At 72.6% G+C, this 18,770-nt stretch carries 12 protein-coding genes; 5 read left to right on the top strand and 7 right to left on the bottom strand.

What is annotated here, in order from left to right:
* On the top strand, positions 1–1,667 hold a 1,667-nt coding region (locus ACWDY5_RS33555; protein ID WP_449726158.1), incomplete at its 5' end, for a LuxR C-terminal-related transcriptional regulator.
* Between the two features lie 113 nt (positions 1,668–1,780).
* On the opposite strand, the gene ACWDY5_RS33550 is transcribed toward ACWDY5_RS33555, so the two are convergent.
* The 3 genes from ACWDY5_RS33550 to ACWDY5_RS33540 all read right to left on the bottom strand — a co-directional run bounded on the left by ACWDY5_RS33550 (position 1,781) and on the right by ACWDY5_RS33540 (position 10,163).
* Positions 1,781–2,305 (bottom strand): RICIN domain-containing protein, encoded by a 525-nt coding sequence (locus ACWDY5_RS33550; protein WP_449726157.1) that lies wholly within the window; start codon positions 2,303–2,305, stop codon positions 1,781–1,783.
* Positions 2,306–2,323: 18 nt separating this feature from the next.
* Complete coding sequence (locus ACWDY5_RS33545; RefSeq protein ID WP_449726156.1) at positions 2,324–7,984, bottom strand: exo-alpha-sialidase; 5,661 nt, start codon at positions 7,982–7,984, stop codon at positions 2,324–2,326.
* Positions 7,985–8,123: 139 nt separating this feature from the next.
* The gene (locus tag ACWDY5_RS33540; RefSeq protein WP_449726155.1) at positions 8,124–10,163 is read right to left on the bottom strand and encodes an NACHT domain-containing protein; all 2,040 of its coding nucleotides are present in this window, start codon (positions 10,161–10,163) and stop codon (positions 8,124–8,126) included.
* 204 nt (positions 10,164–10,367) lie between these two features.
* Between ACWDY5_RS33540 and ACWDY5_RS33535 the strand changes: the two genes are divergently transcribed.
* Both ACWDY5_RS33535 and ACWDY5_RS33530 read left to right on the top strand, forming a co-directional pair.
* Positions 10,368–11,876, top strand: coding sequence for a carboxylesterase/lipase family protein (locus tag ACWDY5_RS33535; RefSeq protein ID WP_449726154.1), 1,509 nt, complete (start codon positions 10,368–10,370; stop codon positions 11,874–11,876).
* A gap of 31 nt (positions 11,877–11,907) precedes the next feature.
* Positions 11,908–12,192 carry a DUF6191 domain-containing protein gene (locus ACWDY5_RS33530; RefSeq protein ID WP_449726153.1) on the top strand — a complete coding sequence of 95 codons (285 nt, stop codon included), beginning with the start codon at positions 11,908–11,910 and terminating at the stop codon, positions 12,190–12,192.
* A 10-nt stretch (positions 12,193–12,202) separates the two neighbouring features.
* On the opposite strand, the gene ACWDY5_RS33525 is transcribed toward ACWDY5_RS33530, so the two are convergent.
* Complete coding sequence (locus ACWDY5_RS33525; protein WP_449726152.1) at positions 12,203–12,676, bottom strand: MarR family winged helix-turn-helix transcriptional regulator; 474 nt, start codon at positions 12,674–12,676, stop codon at positions 12,203–12,205.
* 75 nt (positions 12,677–12,751) lie between these two features.
* Here ACWDY5_RS33525 and ACWDY5_RS33520 point away from each other — a divergent pair, with 75 nt between their 5' ends.
* The gene (locus tag ACWDY5_RS33520) at positions 12,752–13,516 is read left to right on the top strand and encodes an ABC transporter permease (protein WP_449726151.1); all 765 of its coding nucleotides are present in this window, start codon (positions 12,752–12,754) and stop codon (positions 13,514–13,516) included.
* A 342-nt stretch (positions 13,517–13,858) separates the two neighbouring features.
* The gene (locus ACWDY5_RS33515; RefSeq protein WP_449726150.1) at positions 13,859–14,305 is read left to right on the top strand and encodes an HIT family protein; all 447 of its coding nucleotides are present in this window, start codon (positions 13,859–13,861) and stop codon (positions 14,303–14,305) included.
* 1 nt (position 14,306) lies between these two features.
* Here the strand turns inward: ACWDY5_RS33515 and ACWDY5_RS33510 are convergent, their stop codons facing one another.
* The 3 genes from ACWDY5_RS33510 to ACWDY5_RS33500 are packed head-to-tail and all read right to left on the bottom strand — an operon-like array spanning position 14,307 to position 18,744.
* Positions 14,307–16,013 carry an ABC transporter ATP-binding protein gene (locus tag ACWDY5_RS33510; protein ID WP_449726149.1) on the bottom strand — a complete coding sequence of 569 codons (1,707 nt, stop codon included), beginning with the start codon at positions 16,011–16,013 and terminating at the stop codon, positions 14,307–14,309.
* The gene (locus tag ACWDY5_RS33505) at positions 16,010–17,842 is read right to left on the bottom strand and encodes an ABC transporter ATP-binding protein (RefSeq protein WP_449726148.1); all 1,833 of its coding nucleotides are present in this window, start codon (positions 17,840–17,842) and stop codon (positions 16,010–16,012) included. The genes ACWDY5_RS33510 and ACWDY5_RS33505 overlap by 4 nt, the downstream gene beginning before the upstream one ends.
* 5 nt (positions 17,843–17,847) lie before the next feature.
* Positions 17,848–18,744, bottom strand: coding sequence for an alpha/beta hydrolase (locus tag ACWDY5_RS33500; RefSeq protein ID WP_449726147.1), 897 nt, complete (start codon positions 18,742–18,744; stop codon positions 17,848–17,850).
* Positions 18,745–18,770 lie beyond the last annotated feature (26 nt).

Raw genomic sequence — 18,770 nt, 5'->3', positions numbered from 1 at the left:
CCGAGGAGGCCGCGGCGCGGGGCGACCGGCAGCGGGCGGTGTGGCACCGGGCGGTCGCGGCCACCGAACCGGACGAGGAGCTGGCCGCCGAGCTGGAGCGGACCGCGGAGTCGGTGCGCGGCCGGGGAGGGGAGGCCGCGGTCACCGCCGTGCTGCGGCACGCCGCGCGGCTGAGCACCACACCCGAGGGCCGCCGGGACCGGTTGCTGGCCGCGGCGTTCGTGGCACTGGACTCCGGGCAGCCCGAACTCGCCCGCGCGCTGGCCGCCGACATCATGGCCGAACCCGCGCCCGCGGTGGTGCTGACCAGGCTCACCGCGACCATCGAGGCCTACAGCGGCCACCCCGACCTGGCCTGGCGGCAGCTCCAGCGCTGCGCCGAACTGCTGGCCGACCCACTGGAAGCGGCCTGGACGCTGGTGCTCACCGCCAACGCCGCCTACCACGCCGACGACCTGGACGCCGCCCAGTCCGCCTCCGCCCGCATCGCCGAACTCGACCTGCCGCCCGCGGTGCGCCGCGCGGGCGAGCGGCTGCACCTGGCCATCCAAGCCGGATGCGACCTGTGGGGGCTGCTCGCCGAGCTGACCCCGACCCAGCCCGCGGTCGGCGGCCGGGCCTGGATGTGGGTGCTGGCCATCGGCTGGCTCGGCCCGGACGCCCGCCAGGCGCTCGCCCTCGCCGAGGCGGCCCGCGGCCAGCTGCGCGCGGTGGGCTCGGCCGGTTCGCTGGTGGAGCTGCTGTTCTGGCAGGCGGACCTGGCCTACCGCGCCGGCGACTGGGACGCCGGGGTGGCCGCCGCCGAGGAGGGCCTGCGCCTGACCCACGAGACCGGCCAGCGCGGCCAGCAGGCCAACCTGCACGCCCAGCTGGCCCGCTACGCCGCCGCCAGGGGCCAGGCCGAGCACTGCCGCGAACACGCCGCGCGGGCGCTGGAACTCGCGCTGCCGCTGCGCCAGCGGTCCGCCGCGGCGGTGGCCAGCCACGCGCTGGGCCTGCTCGCGCTCGCCGAAGGCGACCCGGCCACCGCACTGACCCGCCTCGGCGAGGTGACCGCGCACGGCGGCCCACGCTCACACCGGCTGGTCACCCTGCACGCGCTGCCCGACCTCGCCGAGGCCGCCCTCCGCCTGGACCGCCCGGACCTGGCGCACAACCTGCTGCCGGAGACCACGGACTCGCCGCTGCGCGAGGTCCCGTGGATCCGTGCGGTGTTCGCGCGGGTGCGCGCCCTGGCCACCGGTGAGCTCGCCGACCACGAACACGCGCTGGCCGCCGCCGAGACCGCCGACCACCCGTTCGAGCTGGCCAGGACCGCGCTACAGCTGGGCGCCCGGCTGCGCCGCGAAGGCCAACCGGCCCGGGCCCGGCCACCGCTGTCCACCGCCGCCGACCTGTTCACCCGCCTGGACGCCCGCCCGTGGGCCGAACAGGCCGCCGCCGAACTGCGCGCCGCGGGCGGCACGGCACCGGCGCGGGGCACCGCGGGCGAGGTGCTCAGCCCGCAGGAGCTGGCCGTGGCGCGGCTGGCGGCGCGCGGACTGAGCAACCGCGAGATCGGCGAACACCTGTTCCTGAGCCCGCGCACGGTCGGCTCACACCTGTACCGGCTGTTCCCGAAACTGGGCATCACCAGCCGCGCCCAGCTCCGCGACCTGCCGCTCTAGGCGAACAACTCCCACCACCGCGTCACCGCGACCGGGGCTGCCCCTGGGAGGGGTTCGGCGGAAGGCCCGGATCGCCGTTCCCCCGGTGGCGGCGATCCGGGCCGGCTGGCGGGTCAGGCCAGTGAGTCGACCGCCCACTTTTGCCAGCTGACGTTCAGGCAGTCCATCTGCACCACCTCCGCCGACGGGGTGTGGTGGGTGTAGCCCGCGCTCAGGCACTTGTCGCTGTGCTTGGCGTGCTTCTCCAAGTACTTGGTGAACGGGTCGCGTTGCACCGAGCGCCACAGCTGGTTCGGTGCGCCGGTGCAGGGCTGCTGCACGACGTCCTCACCCTGAGCGGTGCTGCCGTTGACCACGGTCAGGCACAGTCCCGAGGCGGCTGACTGGTAGCTGCCCCAACCTCCGCCGCCATCGAGGATGCGCCAGAACTGGGCCCTGGACCGGTCACACGGCTCGTAGCTGATGTAGGCGCCGGCGTCCGTGCTGCCCCACAGCGGGGCCAGGCAACCGGCGCGGCCGTCGAAGGAGGCGGTGATCACCCGCAGGTCCTCGGCGGCGACGGCGGTCGCCGGGGTGAGGCCGGTGGCGGCCAGCAGTCCGGCGGTGGCCAGTGCCAGCGTGCGCATGCGTTGTCCCATCGCGGTTGTCCTTTCCCGCTAGCCCTGGAGTGCGGTCAGCTTCTGCTTGGCCGCGTCGAGTTTTGGCTGGTACTTGGCGTCGGCGGCGGTGAGCCGGGTGTAGATCTCCACCGCTTCCTTGGCCATCGCGACCGCCTCCGGCTTCTGGTCGTTGCCCAGCGCGTAGTCCGTGCCCGGGTACAGCAGCCAGCCGCCGAACCGGTCCGCGTAGAGTGCGCCCTTGTCCGCCACCTTGCGGGCCTCGGCCAGGCCCTCCCGCACCTTGGCCAGCGCACCGGGCTTGTCGCCCTTCTCCCAGGTGCGGATGCCTTGCCAGAGCACGGAGTCCGCCTCGTGCAGCTTGTAGTCGTGGTTGTCCGGGTGCTGCTGACTCAGCTGGCGGAAGGTGGCGGCGGCTTCGCCGAGCAGCGCGACGGCTTCCTGGCGCTTGCCGGTCTCGGCCAGGTATCCGCTTGCCGGGTAACGGATCCAGTGGCCGAAGCTGGCGGCGTGGCGCGGGCTCTTGGTCACCAGGGTGCGGGCCAGGTCGACGCCTGCCAGCGCCCGGTCGCGGCCCCGGTCCTTCTCGCCCATGTCCCAGACGCGGATGCCTTGCCAGACCAGGCCTTCCGCCTCGTCCAGCCGGTGGTTGGGGTTGTCCGGCTCCTGCTGGGCCAGCCTGCGACTGGTGGTGATGGCCTCCTCCAGCAGCGCGACGGCCTCGGTGAGCTTGCCGCTCTCGGCGAGGTATCCGCTTGCCGGGTAACGGATCCAGTAGGCGAAGGAGACGCCGAAGCGCGAACCCTTGGCAGCGATGGTGCGGGCCAGGTCGACGCCTGCCATCGTGCGCTCGCGGCCCTGGTCCTTCTCGCCCTTGTTCCAGTGCCGGATGCCTTGCCACACCAGGGCTTCGGCCTCGTGCAGCGCGTGCTCAGGCTTGTCCGGCTCCTGCCGCCGCAGCTGGCGTGAGGTGGCCACCGCCTCGCCGAGCAGCGCGATCGCCTGGTCCACCTTGCCGGTCTCGGCCAGGTAGTGGCTGGCCTGGTGCCGGATCCAGCTGGTGAAGTCGGTGGCGAAGCGCGGGCCCTTGGCCACCAGGGTGCGGGCCAGGTCGACGCCTGCCATCACCCGGTCGAGGCCCTGCTCCCGATCACCCTTGTCCCAGGTGCGGATGCCTTGCCACACCAGGGCTTCCGCCTGGTCGCGCTGGTGCTCGAACTTCTGCGGCTCCTGCTGGGCCAGCCTGCGGTGGAGGGTGACCGCCTCGCCCAGCAGCGAGATCGCCTCGTCCAGCTTGCCGGTCTCGGCCAGGAAGCCGCTGACCGGCTGCCGGATCCAGGCCCCCAGGGTCGTCGCGTAGGACGGCTGCTCCCTGACCAGCTCCCTGGCCAGCACCAGCGCCTGCTTGGCCTTGGCCACGGCCGCTTCCCGCTCGTTCCTGGCCCACAGCTGGTTCGCCTCGGTGATCAGCGCCTCGTTGTGCTGGTGCCGGGCGGCCGCGGACAGCTTGCTGATCGGCTCGGGCGCGGACCAGGTGATGCCGTCGGCGCTGGTGGAGACGTTGACCCGGTTCTGGTCGGTGGCATCCCGCCAGATCGCGGCGAGCTTGCCGCCCACCACGCCAAGGGAGGGCACCCCGACGGCGTGCGCGGCGGGGTGCAATGCCCTTGGCACGGCCCAGGTTCCGCCGTTGGCGGTGTCGCTGACGGACAGGCCGTCGTTGGCCCCGTTGCGCCAGACCGCGAAGGCCTTGCCGTGGTGCGCGGTCAGGCTCGGCCCGGACTGCGCCGCGCCGCCGGGCAGCACCCGCTGGTTGCTCCAGTCGATGCCGTTGCCACTGGTGGCGAACCACAGTGCCTGGTCGTCATTGGCGCCCCGCCAGAGCTGGACGAGGGTGTTGCCCAGGGTGGTCAGTCCGGGCGTGGCCGCGGTGCCGCCGTTGTTCTCGGTGAGCCTGGGCCGCTTCCAGTTCTTGCCGTCGTGGCTGGAGGTGACCCACTTGGCCTGGTCCCCACCCGCGCCGCGGAAGATCAGGTGCAGCTTGTCGCCCTGCACGGACAGGCTGATGCCGCCGGTGCCGACGGTGGCAGGCACCAGCCGGGCGGGCGCGGTCCAGGTCCGGCCGTCGGTGCTGGTGGCCACGGCCAGGGTGCGGTCGTTGTTGCCGTCCTGCCAGGAGAACGGGCCGCTGCGCCACACCGCGATCAGCCTGTTCTGGAAGGCGGCGATGGCCGGGGTGTCACCGGCGGTGTGCGGCCCGGAGACGGTGACCGGGGGCCACCACGTCCTACCGTCCTCGCTGGTGGCCACGAACACCTCGTCCTGCCTGCCCTGCCACACCATGTGGTGCTTGCCGCCCAGGGTGGCCCGCGAGGAGCCGCCGAGGCCGCCGAAGGTCTTGCCGATCTCCGCGGGCGGCACCGGGCCGGTCTCGCCGGGCGGGTCGAGGGGGAACTCCGGGTGGGTGGCCTTGACCTGGATCCGCAGCGCCCGCATCAGCGCGGTGGTGGTCTGCGGGTCCTGCGCGGCGGGGTTGCCGACCAGGTCGGTGGAGTAGTACTCGATCCGCTCGCCCAGCCCGCCCCTGCGCAGCCCAGCGACGGTGACCAGGCAGCGGGCCACCGGGTCCTGGGTGGTGATCTCGGCGGGGGCGGCGGTGCAGCCGGGCAGCTCGGCCTGGCTGAACACCTTCTGCTCGTGCAGCGGGTCCCTGCGCTCGGCCAGGTTCTGCGCCGCCTTGCCGAACAGCTCGGCCAGCGGCCCTGCCTCGTTCCTGATCTTGCGGATGTTCAGCGAGGACGGGATCGCCTTGGTGCCGTAGATCAGCTCCCGGAAGCGCTCGTCGCTCTGCAGCGCGGTCGGGAAGCCGATCTCCAGGTAGGCGCGCAGCAGCCGCAGGTTGGCGTCGACCTGTCCGGCCTCGGCCAGCTTCGGGGTCGCGCCCTTGACGTCGTTGGCGACCAGCCCGTAGTAGGCGGCCCGCCGCTGGGCCAGGGTCTTGTCCAGCAGCGGGTGGGTCACGTCGGTGGACAGGTCCGACATGGTCCCGTTGGACTCGTACCGGGGCGGCAGCGGCACCATCTTCTCGGTGATCGCCGGGGTCATCAGGCAGTGCTCCTCATCCAGCGGTTCGTCATCGACGACGATGGAGCCGGGGAACTCGCACCGCTGCCAGCTGGCCAGCCCGCTCTGGCCGGCCAGGGTCCGCTCGAAGTCCTCACCGGGGACCCGGCCCTTGACGTCGAAGGAGACCCTGAGCTCGACGTGCTTCTTGAACCCCTTGCTCACGAACCTGGTGCAGCCCACCGGCGGGTCCGGCGACCACTTGCACGGGATGATCACCGTGCGGCCGAGGTCGTAGGGCTCGTAATCGATCTTGTTGACCCGGACCTCGCTCCAGCAGGTCCGCAGCTCCATGCCGGGGTAGAGCTGTTTGAGCAGCCGCACCGGGGCCGGCAGCTTGTCGCTCTTGACGAACCCTGGCATGGCCGGGATGGGCGGTTCGGCGGTCGGCACGCACTTGGGCACGTTGACGTCGTCCCGCTTGATGAACCCGTCGACCTTCTGGTTCCGGTCGCCCCACAGGTTGAACGGGCGGCCGGGCTCCTGCACGGCGGGGTCGGCCTCGTACCGCTTGAGGCCGTTGGCCAGCCCGGTCATGATCTCGGCGTTCGCCTGCTGCAGACCGGTCAGCAGGCTGTTGGTCGCCACCCATGGCCCGGTGGGCGGCTTGAACCGGGGCTGGTTGAACCGCCGGGCGGCCGCGACCACGTCCTCGCCCGCGGTGAGCAGGTCCTGCACCCGCGCCACGGTCTTCTTGCCGTCCTTGTCCACCAGCGGTTCCCGCGCGGACAGGGCGGGGTTCTGGTTCATCAGGGTGGCGTAGGCGCGGCTGGCCGCGGCGAGCAGGTCGGCGTTCGGTGTCCCGCCGGCGGGGTTGCCCTGCCCGTACTGCGAGCCGAAGTTGTCCACCGCCCACTTGGTCAGGTAGTTCACCGAGGAGGTCGAGTTGTTGGTGGTGAGGATGTCATCGGGCGGGACGTTGAGCGCCTCCCGCATGAACACCTTGCTCCTGGCCAGGATGTCCCCGGCGTTGGCGAAGCCCTCCGCGGCCGACTTGTAGTTGTCGCCCGCGCCGTCGTAGGAGGGGATCGGGCGGCCTTCCCGCGCGGCGTAGTCGACGTACTTCTTGACGGTCTCCTTGAACGGCAGGGCCGCCGCGTCCTGGAGGGCGCCCATCAGCTGCTGGTGACCGCTCTGGAAGCTGGTGGCGATGCCCAGCAGGGCCGAGTGCAGGTCCTTGATCTGCTGGGTCAGCTGGAAGTTGGACTGCGCGATGGCCAGCAGCACCTGGTCGAACTTCAGCAGCATGTCGCCGTAGATCTGGTTGAGCGTGGCGTCGATGCGGTCCAGGCGGAGGTTGACGTCCTTGTGGAACTGCACCAGGAACGCCTTGATCTGCTTGAAGCTCTCCCGCATCTCGGTGTGCATGTTCTGGATGGCCTGCAGCTCGGCGCTGGGGCCGCCGCCGCTGCCGAGCAGCGCGACCAGGGTGGTGACCAGGCCGACCGCGGCGCCGATGACGGTGCCGATCGCGGGCACCACCGAGCCGAGCGCGGCGCCGGTGGCGATCGCGGCGCCCAGTGCGGCCACCGCGTTGATCATCGGAGCCACGTGCTTGCCGAGCTGGTAGAGCGTGTCGGCGAACTTGACCAGGTCCTTGGCGTAGCGGGGACTGAGCACCTTGGCCACGGTCGCCACGGCGGTGAGCCCGCCCTTGACCACGTCCAGGTACTTGTCGAACTGCTTGGCGTCCTCTTCGTACTGCTTGAGCTTGTCCTCGGTCGGCCGCTTGATCTCCCCGGTGTGCGGGTCGACGTGCTCCTTCACCCAGGCCAGCGCCTTGCCCAGCGGCGTCTCCGGCGAGTTGGGGTCGCCGAGCACCTTGATCAGTGGCGCGATCTGCTTGTTCAGCGCCGCCATGCCCGGGGTGAAGCCCTCCCGGAACGCCGCCTGGATGGCCTCGACGTCGATGACCTTCTTGATCTGCGGCAGCTCCTTGAGCGAGTCCAGCGAGGCGGCCGGGTCCACGGCGGCGGTCTCGGCGACCGTGGCCTTGCCGAAGCGGCCGGACCAGGCGCTGTTGAGGATGGCGTCCCGGTTCGCGGCCTGGCGCAGCGCGGTCCAGATGGTGGGCGCGATCTCGATCGAGGAGGCGGTGATCTGGGTTAGCACTCCGCGCAGCTCCTCCGGCGCGGTGGTCGCCTTGAGGTCGCGGGTGGCCAGCGCGCCGAGCAGGACCTTGAGCTGGGTGCCGCCCTTGTCCACCTCGGGGATGGCGTAGAGCGCCTCCACCCCCCGGCCCAGGCTGTCCGGCACCAGGTCCCGCCCGCTGGCCGGGGCCAGGGCCAGCCCCACCACCTTCTCCACATCGGCGGCGTGCCGGTCCAGCGCCTCGGCGGAGGCAGTCGGGTTCTTGGCCCGCCAGTCCACCAGCTCGGCGCTGAGCAGCAGGTTGCGGTCGTGGGTGCGGCCGTTGTCCTTGAGCTGCACGGCGGCGCTGAACAACGCGTTCGACAGCTGCTCAGGGGTGATCCCCGGTTCGGCCGCGACCGCGTTCGGCGCGGCCAGGCCACTGGCCAGCAACGCCACCGCCACTGTCGGCGGGACGAGACGCCTGGCGAACCTGGTCAGGTTCATCAACGTTCCTCCGGGGAAGAGTGGCGCTCCCATGCCGGGAGCGGCCATGGCAGGAGCTTGTCCGGGAGGAGGGTTGTGCGGCCAGGGCAGGCGCGTATCCCTTTGCCAGGAGGAAACCGGGATACGGCCGCTGAGCAGCTCAGATCCGGGTGCTCCCGCACCGGCGTTCAGCCAGGTGGACCTGGAGCAGGATGTGCCGGAACTCGTAGAACGGACCGACCCGCCGCAGCACGCCACGCTGGTGGGCGTCGTGCAGGAAGTCGAGCAGGTCCCTGGGCAGCAACCGGTCCGCGGCCATCAGCCAGCGGGTGAGTGCGAAGGTGGCGGAGGCGTACCGCAGCCGCCAGCACAGGCAGAGGTAGGCCAGCAGCAGCCCGGTCACGCCCACGATCGGCCGCGCCGTGCCGGACAGCCCGCCCACTGCCAGGATCCCGCCGAGCAGGCCCGGCACCACCAGCTGTAGCAGCTGACTGCGGGCGTACCTGCGGTCGGCGCGCACCAGCTCCGCGGGCTCGCGGTCGAAGTCCAGCGGCTGGTCCCCCAGGTGGTCGCCATAGCTGAACGCCCAGATCACCGCGGCCACGATCACCACGATCAACCCGGCAGGCCAGGCGATCGCGGACAGGGACGCGCGGAGGAACTGCGGCAGGCTGACGAAGATGCCGAGCGCCATCAGCGCGGTCACCAGCAGGGCCGGGACCAGGGCCGACCGGCGAGCCGCGCGGATTCCCCGGTCGCTGACCGGTTTCGGGTCCGCAGGCCCCCAGCGCCGGCCGGCCGGCAGGCCGAGCAGGAGGCCCGCCGCCGTCGCGGGCAACCACACCGGCCACAGCTCCAGCCAGTGCTCCGCGGCCACCCCGGCGGCCAGGCCGAGCAGGCCGCCGACCGGGACCACGGGGTGCAGCAGCCGGAGCAACCAGCTCCGGAACCGGGGCAGCGCGTAGTGCAGCTCCCACCACGCGATGCCGTTGATCTCCCAGTGGCCGAGGTAGCAGGCCAGCACCGTCAGCCACTCCACCACGTCCGCGACCGGATATCGGGAGTCGCGTTCGGGGTAGAGCGACGGGACGAAGGCCTCCAGCAGATGTCGTTGCACCGCCTCGCGGTCCGGCAGCGCGAGCAGCTCCGCCGGTTCGGTGCCGGGCTCGGCGTAGACGGTGCGCGCCAGCGACACCATCAGCGGGGTGGACAGCGCCAGCGCCAGCTCACCGCCGGGTTCCGCGCGGATCCGGTCCAGCACCGGCTGCCAGCGCGGCCGGGCGTCCGTGCTGACGTCCAGGAAGGTGCGCACGTCCTCGGCGGTGACCGGGGCCAGCTCCACCACCGCGGCGTTGGCCAGCGGCGAGCGGGTGCGGGTGAGCAGGTCCAGGTACTCCTGGGTGCGGCAGGTGAGGATGAGCGGTCTGCCGCCGTCCACCGCCTCGTCGATGGCGGCCAGCGCGGCCTGCTGGTGCCACTCGGGCAGCTCGTCGAAACCGTCCAGCACCGGCAGCACCCGCCCGGAAGCCAGGAACCGCAGGCATTCCGCGCGCCCGCCCAGCCCCGAGTGCGCCCGGTCCAGCTGCCCGGCCAGCCAGTCGTGCAACGCCTCCTCTGGCTGCCACGGCGCCAGGTTCACCAGGAACGGCACCGGGTCCGCGGGCTCCCGGTCGGCGAGCAGGTCCAGCACGAGCAGCATGGCCATGGTGGACTTGCCGCCGCCCGGCTCGCCCAGCACGACCAGCTGCCGGTTGGGCAGTTTCCGGTACTTGGCCGCCACATCCGCCACATCGCCGGAGAGGTTGAGCCTGCTCGGTGTGCTGGGCACCGCGGCCGCGCCCAGCACCGCGGCCGGGGAGGCGGCGACCGGGTGGCCGGTGGCCGACCAGCGCACCCGGATCGGCGCGGGCCGCCGCACCGCGCGCACGGCGGCCTCGGCCGCCCACTGCCGCCGGAGGTCCTCGGCGAGGTCGGCGAGCGCCGCTTCCCGGTCCGCCGGGGTGATCTTCTTGCGCTGCCGCCGCATGCCGACGTAACTGGGCACCAGTGCGGCCAGCGCGATCAGCGGACTGGCGATCGCGGTGAGCTTCTGCACCTCGGGCCCGCCGAAGAGCACCCCACCGGCGATCAGCCCGGCCGCGACCAGCAGGCCGCCACCGGCCAGCCACCACCACCCGGACCGAGAGTGACCCCCGGACATGCCTGGCCTCCGCTGTCGCCGAAACGGGCCCAGGATAAGGGAAAGGCCATCGGCGGCCGCCGGGGTTCGGGTGCCCGATCAGGCAGGGACGCCCGCCCGCGCGGACGCCGGAAAGGGCACGCGGCCGGGTAATTGGTTGGCGCTGCGCACGAAGCGGTGGGAATGATCCGCCACGGTGTCCTGCCGTGGCGAGAGGAAGTGGCGATGACCGAGGTCCGCACGACGGCGGGGATGGTGCGCGGGGCCAGGGAGGCGGGGCTGGAGGTGTTCCGCGGGATCCCGTTCGCCGAGCCGCCGGTGGGCGCGCTGCGCTTCGCCGCGCCACAACCCGTGCGGGGCTGGGACGGGGTGCGCGAGGCCGTGTCCTACGGTCCGCCGCCGCCCCAGCCCGGGGTGTTCGGCATGGACACGCTGGCCGGGGAGACGCCGGGCGAGGACTGGCTGACGGTCAACGTGTTCACCCCCGGCCTCGGCGCGGATCTGCCGGTCATGGCGTGGATCCAGGGTGGCGCTTACACCATCGGCATGGCCGGCCTGCCGGAGTTCGACGGCACCCGGCTTGCGCGGGACGGCGGCGTGGTGGTGGTGACGTTCAACTACCGGGTGGGCTTCGAGGGTTTCGCCCAGATCGAGGGCGCACCGGGCAACCGAGGTCTGCTCGACCAGCTGGCCGCGTTGGAATGGGTGCGCGACAACATCCGGAGTTTCGGCGGAAACCCTGACCAGGTAACGATTTTCGGCCAGTCCGCCGGTGCCGGGTCGGTCGCGGCGCTGCTGGCGATGCCCCGGGCTCGCGGGCTGTTCCACCGGGCGATCGCGCAGAGCGTGCAGGGCACCTTCTTCACTCCCGAGCTGGCCGCGGACATCGCCGCGGTCTGCGCCGCCGAACTGGGACTGCGGGCCACCGTCACCGATCTGTCCACTGTGGACCCATTGACGCTGCCCGCGGCCGGGGACACCGTCATCGCCAAGATCGGCCAGTGGGCTGACCGCTGGGGACAGGCCGCGCACAAGCTGATCCCGTTCGCGCCCGTGGTCGACGGCGACCTGCTGCCGGTCACCCCGTGGCAGGCGCTGGCCGAGGGCGCGGGCCGGGACGTCGAGCTCATCGCGGGCCACGTCCGCCACGAGGACCGCCTGCTCGCCCTGGTGCACGGCCTGCTCGGCCAGGTCACCGAGGAACAGGCGGCCACCGCGCTGGCGCACTTCGCCCCCGGCCCCGACGGCCCGGCCCGCTACCGCGAGCACCATCCGCAGGCCGGCCCGGACGAGCTGTACGACCTGGTCAACTCCGACTGGCTGTTCCGGATGCCGTCCCTGCGCCTGGCACACGCCCAGGCCGTCGGCGGCGGCCGGGCCCACCTCTACGAGCTGACCTGGCCCGCCCCCGGCATGGACGGCCTGCTCGGCGCCTGCCACGGCCTGGACGTGCCACTGGTCTTCGGCACCCTGGCACAGGGCCAGCCCGCGATGCTGCTCGGCGGCGAGCTGTCCGAGGCCGAACCGCTCTCGGCCCGGATGCGCGCCGCGTGGACCGCCTTCGCCACTCACGGCGACCCCGGCTGGCCGGCCTACGACCCGGAACAGCGCCTGACCCAGGTCTTCGACGCCCAGCCCACCGTCACCGCCTACCCGGAGGAGGCGTCCCGCCTGATCTGGCAGCACCACACCTTCGCCCCACTGCCGCTGCTGGCCGGGGAACCAGCGCGCTGATGGTGGCGTTGAACCAGCCGTGGAGAACGCGATGCTGTGGACGGTGCCCGGCTTCGTGCTGCTGATGGTCGCGGTCGGGGTGTACGAGCTGCTGCGCCACCGCCGCGACCGCCGCCGCGGCACCCCGCTGACCGGCACCTACGTCAACGAGCTGACCGCCACCTTCTACGGCACCAAGCGGACCGAGCTGGAACACCGCCAGTCCATGTCGATGATGGCCGAGGACCAGGCCCAGGGCGCGCCACCGCCACTGGGCATCGACCTGGACCGGGGCACGGCGACGCTCCGGCCGGAGGACCGCCGCAAGCCCGGCTGAGTCCGCGGCCTCACAGCGGCGGGGCCGCTCCGGCGCCGCCCGGCCCGTGCTCGCCATGCCGGGCCACCTGGAGCAGCAGTTCGCCTGCCACCCGCACGATCTCCCGTTCGGCGGGGGTCAGCACCTGCTCGAACGCCTCGGCGAGCCACCGGTTGCCCGCGCGCACGTGTTCCCGCAGCGCCGCGTGCCCGGCCTCGGTGATCTCCACCCGCTGAGCCCGCCGGTCCTGCTCGTCCCGCCTGCGGGACACCCGGCCGTCGGCTTCGAGCGCGTGCAGGACGCGGGTCAGCGACTGGGGTTGCAGGCCCTCGATGGCGGCCAGCGCGGTGACCGTCAGCGGGCCGCTGTGCCGCAGGTTCGCCAGCACCGACGCGCCAACCCTGGTCAGCGACCTCGCCTCGTCCGCCTGCTGGCCGCGCAACCGCGAGGACAGCCGGGACACCGCCCAGCGCACGGTGTCGGCGGTGGTCGCGGCATCGCTCATGAAACCACGCTAGCACTTCCTATATTCGGGAAGAGTGACCCTTACAGGCGATTATATTAAGCGTAAGCTTGTCATATGCGGCTGCGGGTGTTCTGGGGTCTGCTGGAGCGCGACCTGGTGGTGATCCGGCGGCAGCTCGGCAGCGTGCTGGCCCAGGTGCTCATGCAGCCCCTGCTGTTGCTGCTGGTCTTCGGCAAGGTGCTGGGCACGCTGGGCTACACCCCGCCCGGCTACGCCCAGCTGCTGCTGCCCGGCCTGGTGGCGCTGAACGCGTTCTTCGCCTCGGCACAGAACGCCTCGTTCCCGCTGGCCATGGAGTTCGCCACCCGCGCGGTGGAGAACCGCCTGCGCGCGCCGGTGAGCCTGCCCTGGATCGTGGCGGAGCGGATCGTGGCCGCCTCGGCCCGCGGCGTCATCACCGCGGTGCTGATGGTGCCGGTCGGCGCCGTTGTGCTCGGCGAGCTCGACTGGCCGGTCTCCGGGGTGCCCGCCGCGCTGGCCTTCACCGTGCTCGGCGCGCTCACCGGCGGCGCGGTCGGGGTCACCATCGGCTCGCTGGTGCCCCCGACCCGGATCGGCCTGACCTTCTCATTAGTGATGCCACCGCTGCTGTTCACCGGGTCGGCGCAGTTCCCGTTCCGCGAACTCCGCGCGGTGCCGTGGTTCCAGGCGCTCTGCGCGCTCAACCCGATGACCTACGTCAGCGAAGGCCTCCGGGGCACGCTCACCCCGCACATCGCGCACCTGCCGGGGTGGCTCTGCCTCGCCGCGCTGGGCCTGGCGCTGCTGATCTTCGCTCCGGCGAGTGTCCGGACATTCCGGCGCCGGGCCGTGGTGTGAGTCAGCCCGGCGTCATCGCGATCTCCCAGAACCCGGCGTAGCGCCCGCTCCTGCTTATGGTCAATGATCACTACGACCGTCTTGATCCGGCACCGGGCCGCAGAGACCAGCATCTTGCGCCGCAAGGCATGCACGGCCTCCCAATTGGACTTGAGGAAGCTGCCATTGTTTGGCGCCCACTTCAGCTCCTCCTCGTGCGAGCTGATCATCCGCCACAATCACGGCCCCGAGCGCGAGCAGATGACCGAGCCCTTCCCTGGGCGAATCCGCTGAGCGCCCTGAGCTCCGGTCACTTTGGCCGGCTACCGGAACCCGCGTTCGGCCGTGGTGTATGCATGGACTGTGTCACCGTCCGAGCACTGCCTGATCTGCGCCAAGCACCACGGCACCGGTCCACTGGCCGCTCCCCTGGTCTGGGCTTCCGAGCTGCTCGTGGTCTCGCACCGCGCCGCCGACGTCACCGGCACCGGCTTCCCCGGCTACCTGTTCGTCGAGACCCGCCGCCACACTCCCACCCTTGACACACTGGAACCGGCGGAGGTCGGCGCGGTCGCGCAGGCGGTCTGGCAGGCGTCCCGGGCGCTTCGGGCCGAGCTGGCGCCCGAGTTCGTCTTCTCCGCCATTGTCGGGCGCGGGGTGGCGCACTTCCACCAGCACGTCTTCGCCCGCCACCCCAGCACGCCCGCGCACATCGGTTGGATGGACAGTCACGACTGGGCCGGCGCGCCGCGGGTGACCGCCCAGGAGATTGACGAGCTGTGCGATCGCCTGGGTCGTCACTTCCGGTGAGTCAGCCCGGCGTCATCGCGATCTCCCAGAACCCGGCGTAGCGCCCGCCCCTGGCCAGCAGCTCCTCGTGGCTGCCCGACTCCACGACCCGGCCGCCGTCCAGGAACACCACCCGGTCGGCGCTGCGAACCGTGCTCAGCCGGTGTGCCACCAGGACCACCGTGCGGCCGGCCATCAGGCGCTGGATGCCCTCGTGCACGGCCGCCTCGTTCACCGGGTCCAGGGCGGAGGTCACCTCGTCCAGCAGCACGATGGGCGCGTTCTTGAGCAGGGCCCTGGCGATGGAGACGCGCTGGCGTTCGCCGCCGGACAGGCGCGCGCCGCCCTCGCCGACCTGGGTCGACCAACCGTTCGGCAGGCGGGCGGCCACCTCGTCCAGGCGGGCCGCGGTCGCCGCCGCGCGCAGCTCGGCCTCGGTGGCGCCGGGGCGGCCGAGGCGGATGTTGTCCTCGATGGTGCCGTCGAAGAGGTAGACGTCCTGGAAGACGATGGCGATCCGGGACATCAGCGCCTCCGGGCCGATCTCGCGCACGTCCGCACCACCCAGGCGGACCGTGCCCGCGTCGACGTCGTAGAAGCGGGCGAGCAGGCGCAGCAGTGTGGTCTTGCCCGCGCCCGACGGACCGACCACGGCCAGGCGCTGGCCCGCGGGCACGGTCAGCGACAGGTCGTTGATGACCTTGCGGTTGTCGTGGTGGAAGGTGACGGCGTCGAGCTCCAGGCCGTGGTGGGCTGGCTCGACCGGTGTGCTGGCTTGGGGCAGGGGTTTGGTGTGCAGCACGGTGTCCAGCCTGGTCAGGTCGACCTGGGCGGCGCGGAGCTGGCCGCTCAGGTCGGTCAGGGTGAGCAGCGGGTCGGCGCAGCGGGCGGCCAGCACCAGGGCCGCCAGCACCTCGGCCACCCCGGTCTGCCCGCCGAGGGCGAGGTGCGCGCCCAGGGCCAGCAGCGCGGTGAACACCGCCTGCACGGTGACGGTCAGGCCCACCACGCCGGGCAGCACGGACAGCACGGCGCGGCGGGAGGAGCGGTGCAGCTCGTGCAGCGAGTCGTCGAGCAGCCGGAAGCGTTCGGTGGTCCGGCCACCGGCCCGCAGCACCGGCTGGGCCTGGAGGTACTCGATGACGCGCGCGGCGGCCTCGTCGCCGAGCCTGGTGCGCTCGGCGTCGGTGCGGGCCATCGACCGGCCGGTCCAGACCTGCGTGGCGGCCACCACCGGCGCGGCGAGCAGCGCGGCCAGGCCCAGCTGCCAGTTGTAGGCCAGCAGCACGACCACGATGGTCAGCGGGGTCACGCTGGCGGAGATGAACGGCCCCAGCAGGTGCGCCGGAATTCCCATGGCCTGCAACACACCCTGGCTGGCCAGCACCGACACCTCGCCGACCCGGCCCGCGGTGAACCAGCCCAGCGGCAGCCGGGCCAGGTGGTCGCCGAGGCGGCGGTACATCCCGCGCAGCAACGAGATCCCGACCCGGAACCCGGCCAGGTCACCGACGTAACGCAGCACCGCGTACCCGGCGACCGCCGCGCCAAAAGCGAGCAGCCACGGCCAGGCGGAACCGGGATCCTCGCTGAACAGCGCGCGCAGCACCGGGACCAGCAGCGCGTAGGACAGGCCCTCGGCGACCGCGGTGGCCGTCATCAGCGCCACCGTGCGGCGCAGCGGGCGGGCGTGTTCCTCGCCCAGCACGCGCAACATCGTGCGGATCATCGTCGGTCTCCCGTCGCGGCGTGGTGGGATCGCCAGAACTCGGCGAACTTTCCGTTCTGTGCCAGCAGCTCCGCCGGGCTGCCCTGTTCGGCGATCGTGCCGTTGTCCAGCACCACCACGGTGTCGGCCTCAACCACGGTCTCCAGGCGGTGCGCGATGACCAGCAGCGTCCTGTCACTGGCCATTGTGGACAGTGCGTGGCGCACCGCCCGTTCGGTGCGCGGGTCGGCGAAGGCGGTGGCCTCGTCCAGCACCAGCACGGGCGCGTCCGCGAGCAGCGCGCGGGCCAGCGCGATCCGCTGCGCCTCACCGCCGGAGAGCCCGGCGTCCTCGCCGATCACCGACTCGTAGCCGCGCGGCAGCTCCAGGATCCGGTCGTGGATGTGGGCCTGCCGGGCGGCGTGCTCCACCTCGGCGCGGCCGGCGCTGGGCACCGCCAGCGCGATGTTGTCGGCCACCGAGGCGCGCAACAGCCGAACGTCCTGGAAGACAAAGGAAACCAGGCGACGGAGCTGGTGGCTGCCGAGCTCGCGCAGGTCGACCCCACCGAGCAGGACCGCGCCGTGGTCCGGGTCGAAGAACCGGGGCAGCAGCTGCACCAGGGTGGACTTGCCGCTGCCCGAGGGCCCGACGATCGCGGTGACCGTGCCGGGTCTGAGCACCAGGTCGATCCCGCGCAGCACCTCGTGCCCGGCCTCGTAACCGAACCGCACGTCCCGGAGTTCCACCTGATGTCCTTGCGGCGCAGCGGGGTTCTCCGGTTCCGGCAGCGGCGGCACCGCGAGCACGTCGCGGATGCGGCCGAGGGCGCGCCGGGCGGTCCGCACCGGGTCGAGGCCGTGCCCGATCGCGGCCAGCGGGGCGGTCAAACCCAGGCCCAGCAACAGGAACGGCAGCAGGTCGGCCGGGGCCAGCGAGCCGTCGGTGATCAGCGCGGTGCCGCCGATGAGCACCACCAGCAGCACGAACGGCGGGGAGAGCGCCAGCTGGAGTCCGGCGGCGATCCGGGAGGCCCCGCGCACCCAGCGGCGCAGGACCTCGGCGAAGTCCTCGGCCGCGGCGCGGAACTCGTGGTGCGCCCGCTCGCCGCCACCGAAGGTCTTGACCACCGCGATGCCCTGCACAAAATCCACCGCGGCGCTGGAGATCCGGGCCATCGCCGCGTCCCGCGCCACCTCCGCGCGCCGCAGGGACGGGGCCGACAGCAGCGGGATCAGCGCCACCGCCACGCCCAGCGGGATCAACGTGATCAACGTGAGCCGCCAGTCCACGGTGAACAGGTAGAACAGCGACACCAGCGGCACCACGAACGCGGAGACCAGCTCGCCCGGCACGTGCGCGATCAGCGGGTGCATCGCGCTCACGTCCTGCTCCACCACCGTGGCCAGCTCACCGCTGCGGCGCCGGGCGAACCAGCTGATCGGCACCCGCCCCAGGTGCGTGGCCAGCCGCCGCCGGAACGCCAGCTGCACCCGCCCGTCCAGCAGGTGCCCGACCCCGGAGGAGGCCGCGGTGCCCAGTAGCCGCACGAACATCCCGGCCGCGCCCAGCAGCACCACCAGCCAGACGTGCCCGTGGTCGACCGGCCCCGGCGAGAGCAGCACCCGGCCGAGTTCGACCACCGCCAGCAGTGGGGCGAGTCCCGCGACCGCGCCGATCAGCTGGGACAGCAGGACAAATGCGAAACCGCCCAGGTACGGGCGCAGCAAGGCGGCCACGCCGGGGGTCGTTTCCGGCAACGCGGCCACGCCGGGGGTCGTTTCCGGCAACGCGGCCACGCCGGGGGTCGTTTCCGGCAACGCGGCCACGCCGGGGGTCGTTTCCGGCATCGCGCTCATCCGGCCAGCGCCCGGCGCAGCGCCCCGGCCAGCTCGGCGTTCTGCCGCTGCGAGATCTCCGCGGAGATCAGCGCGTGCGAGCCGTGGAAGGTGCCCGACCACTGGTGCAGCTCGACCGGCACGTTGGCCTGCAACAGGCGCAGCGCGTAGGCGATGTCCTCATCCCGGTTCGGGCACAGCTCGGCGGTGGCGAGGTAGGCCGGTGGCAGCCCGGTCAGATCGGCGGCCCGCGCCGGGGCGGCATACGGCGAGGCGGGCGCGCCGCCCAGGTAGTGCGCCCAGGCCGCGGTGCTCTTGGCCCGGTTCCACCAGGGCGTGTCGGTGAAGGTGCGCGCTGACCAGCTCTCCTGCCGGTCGTCCAGCGCGGGCTGGTTGAGCAGTTGGAAGCACACCGGCAGCCGCTGCTCCTCGCGCGCCCGCAGGGCCACCGCGGCCGCGATGCCGCCGCCGGCGCTGTGCCCGCCGACCGCGATCCGGCCGGGGTCGATGCCCAGCCGGTCCGCGTTCTCGCTCGCCCAGGCCAGCACCGCGTAGGCGTCGTCGAGGGCGGCCGGGAACGGGTGCTCCGGGGCCAGCCGGTAGCCCACCGAGATGACCATCTCGCCGGAGCTGTCCGCGAGCCGGGCGGCCCACGGGTGCTCGGTGTGCACATCCCCCATGACAAAACCGCCGCCGTGCAGCCAGATCACCGCGCCCCTGGCGTGCGGCGGCCGGTAGACCCGCACCGGCACCGGCGGATCCGCGGGCACCAGGTGGTCCTCGACCACCAGCTCCGAGGTGTCCGGCGGCGGCACCGAGGCGATCACCCCGGCCAGCTTCGCCCGCGCCGCGACCGGATCGGACAGGTCGGACACCGGGAACATGGGCAGGAACGCTTCGAGTTCGGGATCCATGCCCCGAATGCTGCCCGGCTCCCCCG

The organism is Crossiella sp. NPDC003009, from assembly GCF_053591555.1.
This window is presented reverse-complemented; position numbering and strand designations above follow the sequence as displayed.

Excerpts from the sequence above, each read along its gene's own strand:
- ACWDY5_RS33520 (WP_449726151.1), top strand. The coding sequence starts at position 12,752 with ATGCGGCTGCGGGTGTTCTGGGGTCTGCTGGAGCGCGACCTGGTGGTG.
- ACWDY5_RS33500 (WP_449726147.1), bottom strand. The coding sequence starts at position 18,744 with ATGGATCCCGAACTCGAAGCGTTCCTGCCCATGTTCCCGGTGTCCGAC.
- ACWDY5_RS33505 (WP_449726148.1), bottom strand. The coding sequence starts at position 17,842 with ATGCCGGAAACGACCCCCGGCGTGGCCGCGTTGCCGGAAACGACCCCC.
- ACWDY5_RS33510 (WP_449726149.1), bottom strand. The coding sequence starts at position 16,013 with ATGATCCGCACGATGTTGCGCGTGCTGGGCGAGGAACACGCCCGCCCG.
- ACWDY5_RS33550 (WP_449726157.1), bottom strand. The coding sequence starts at position 2,305 with ATGGGACAACGCATGCGCACGCTGGCACTGGCCACCGCCGGACTGCTG.
- ACWDY5_RS33540 (WP_449726155.1), bottom strand. The coding sequence starts at position 10,163 with ATGTCCGGGGGTCACTCTCGGTCCGGGTGGTGGTGGCTGGCCGGTGGC.
- ACWDY5_RS33535 (WP_449726154.1), top strand. The coding sequence starts at position 10,368 with ATGACCGAGGTCCGCACGACGGCGGGGATGGTGCGCGGGGCCAGGGAG.
- ACWDY5_RS33525 (WP_449726152.1), bottom strand. The coding sequence starts at position 12,676 with ATGAGCGATGCCGCGACCACCGCCGACACCGTGCGCTGGGCGGTGTCC.
- ACWDY5_RS33545 (WP_449726156.1), bottom strand. The coding sequence starts at position 7,984 with ATGAACCTGACCAGGTTCGCCAGGCGTCTCGTCCCGCCGACAGTGGCG.
- ACWDY5_RS33530 (WP_449726153.1), top strand. The coding sequence starts at position 11,908 with ATGCTGTGGACGGTGCCCGGCTTCGTGCTGCTGATGGTCGCGGTCGGG.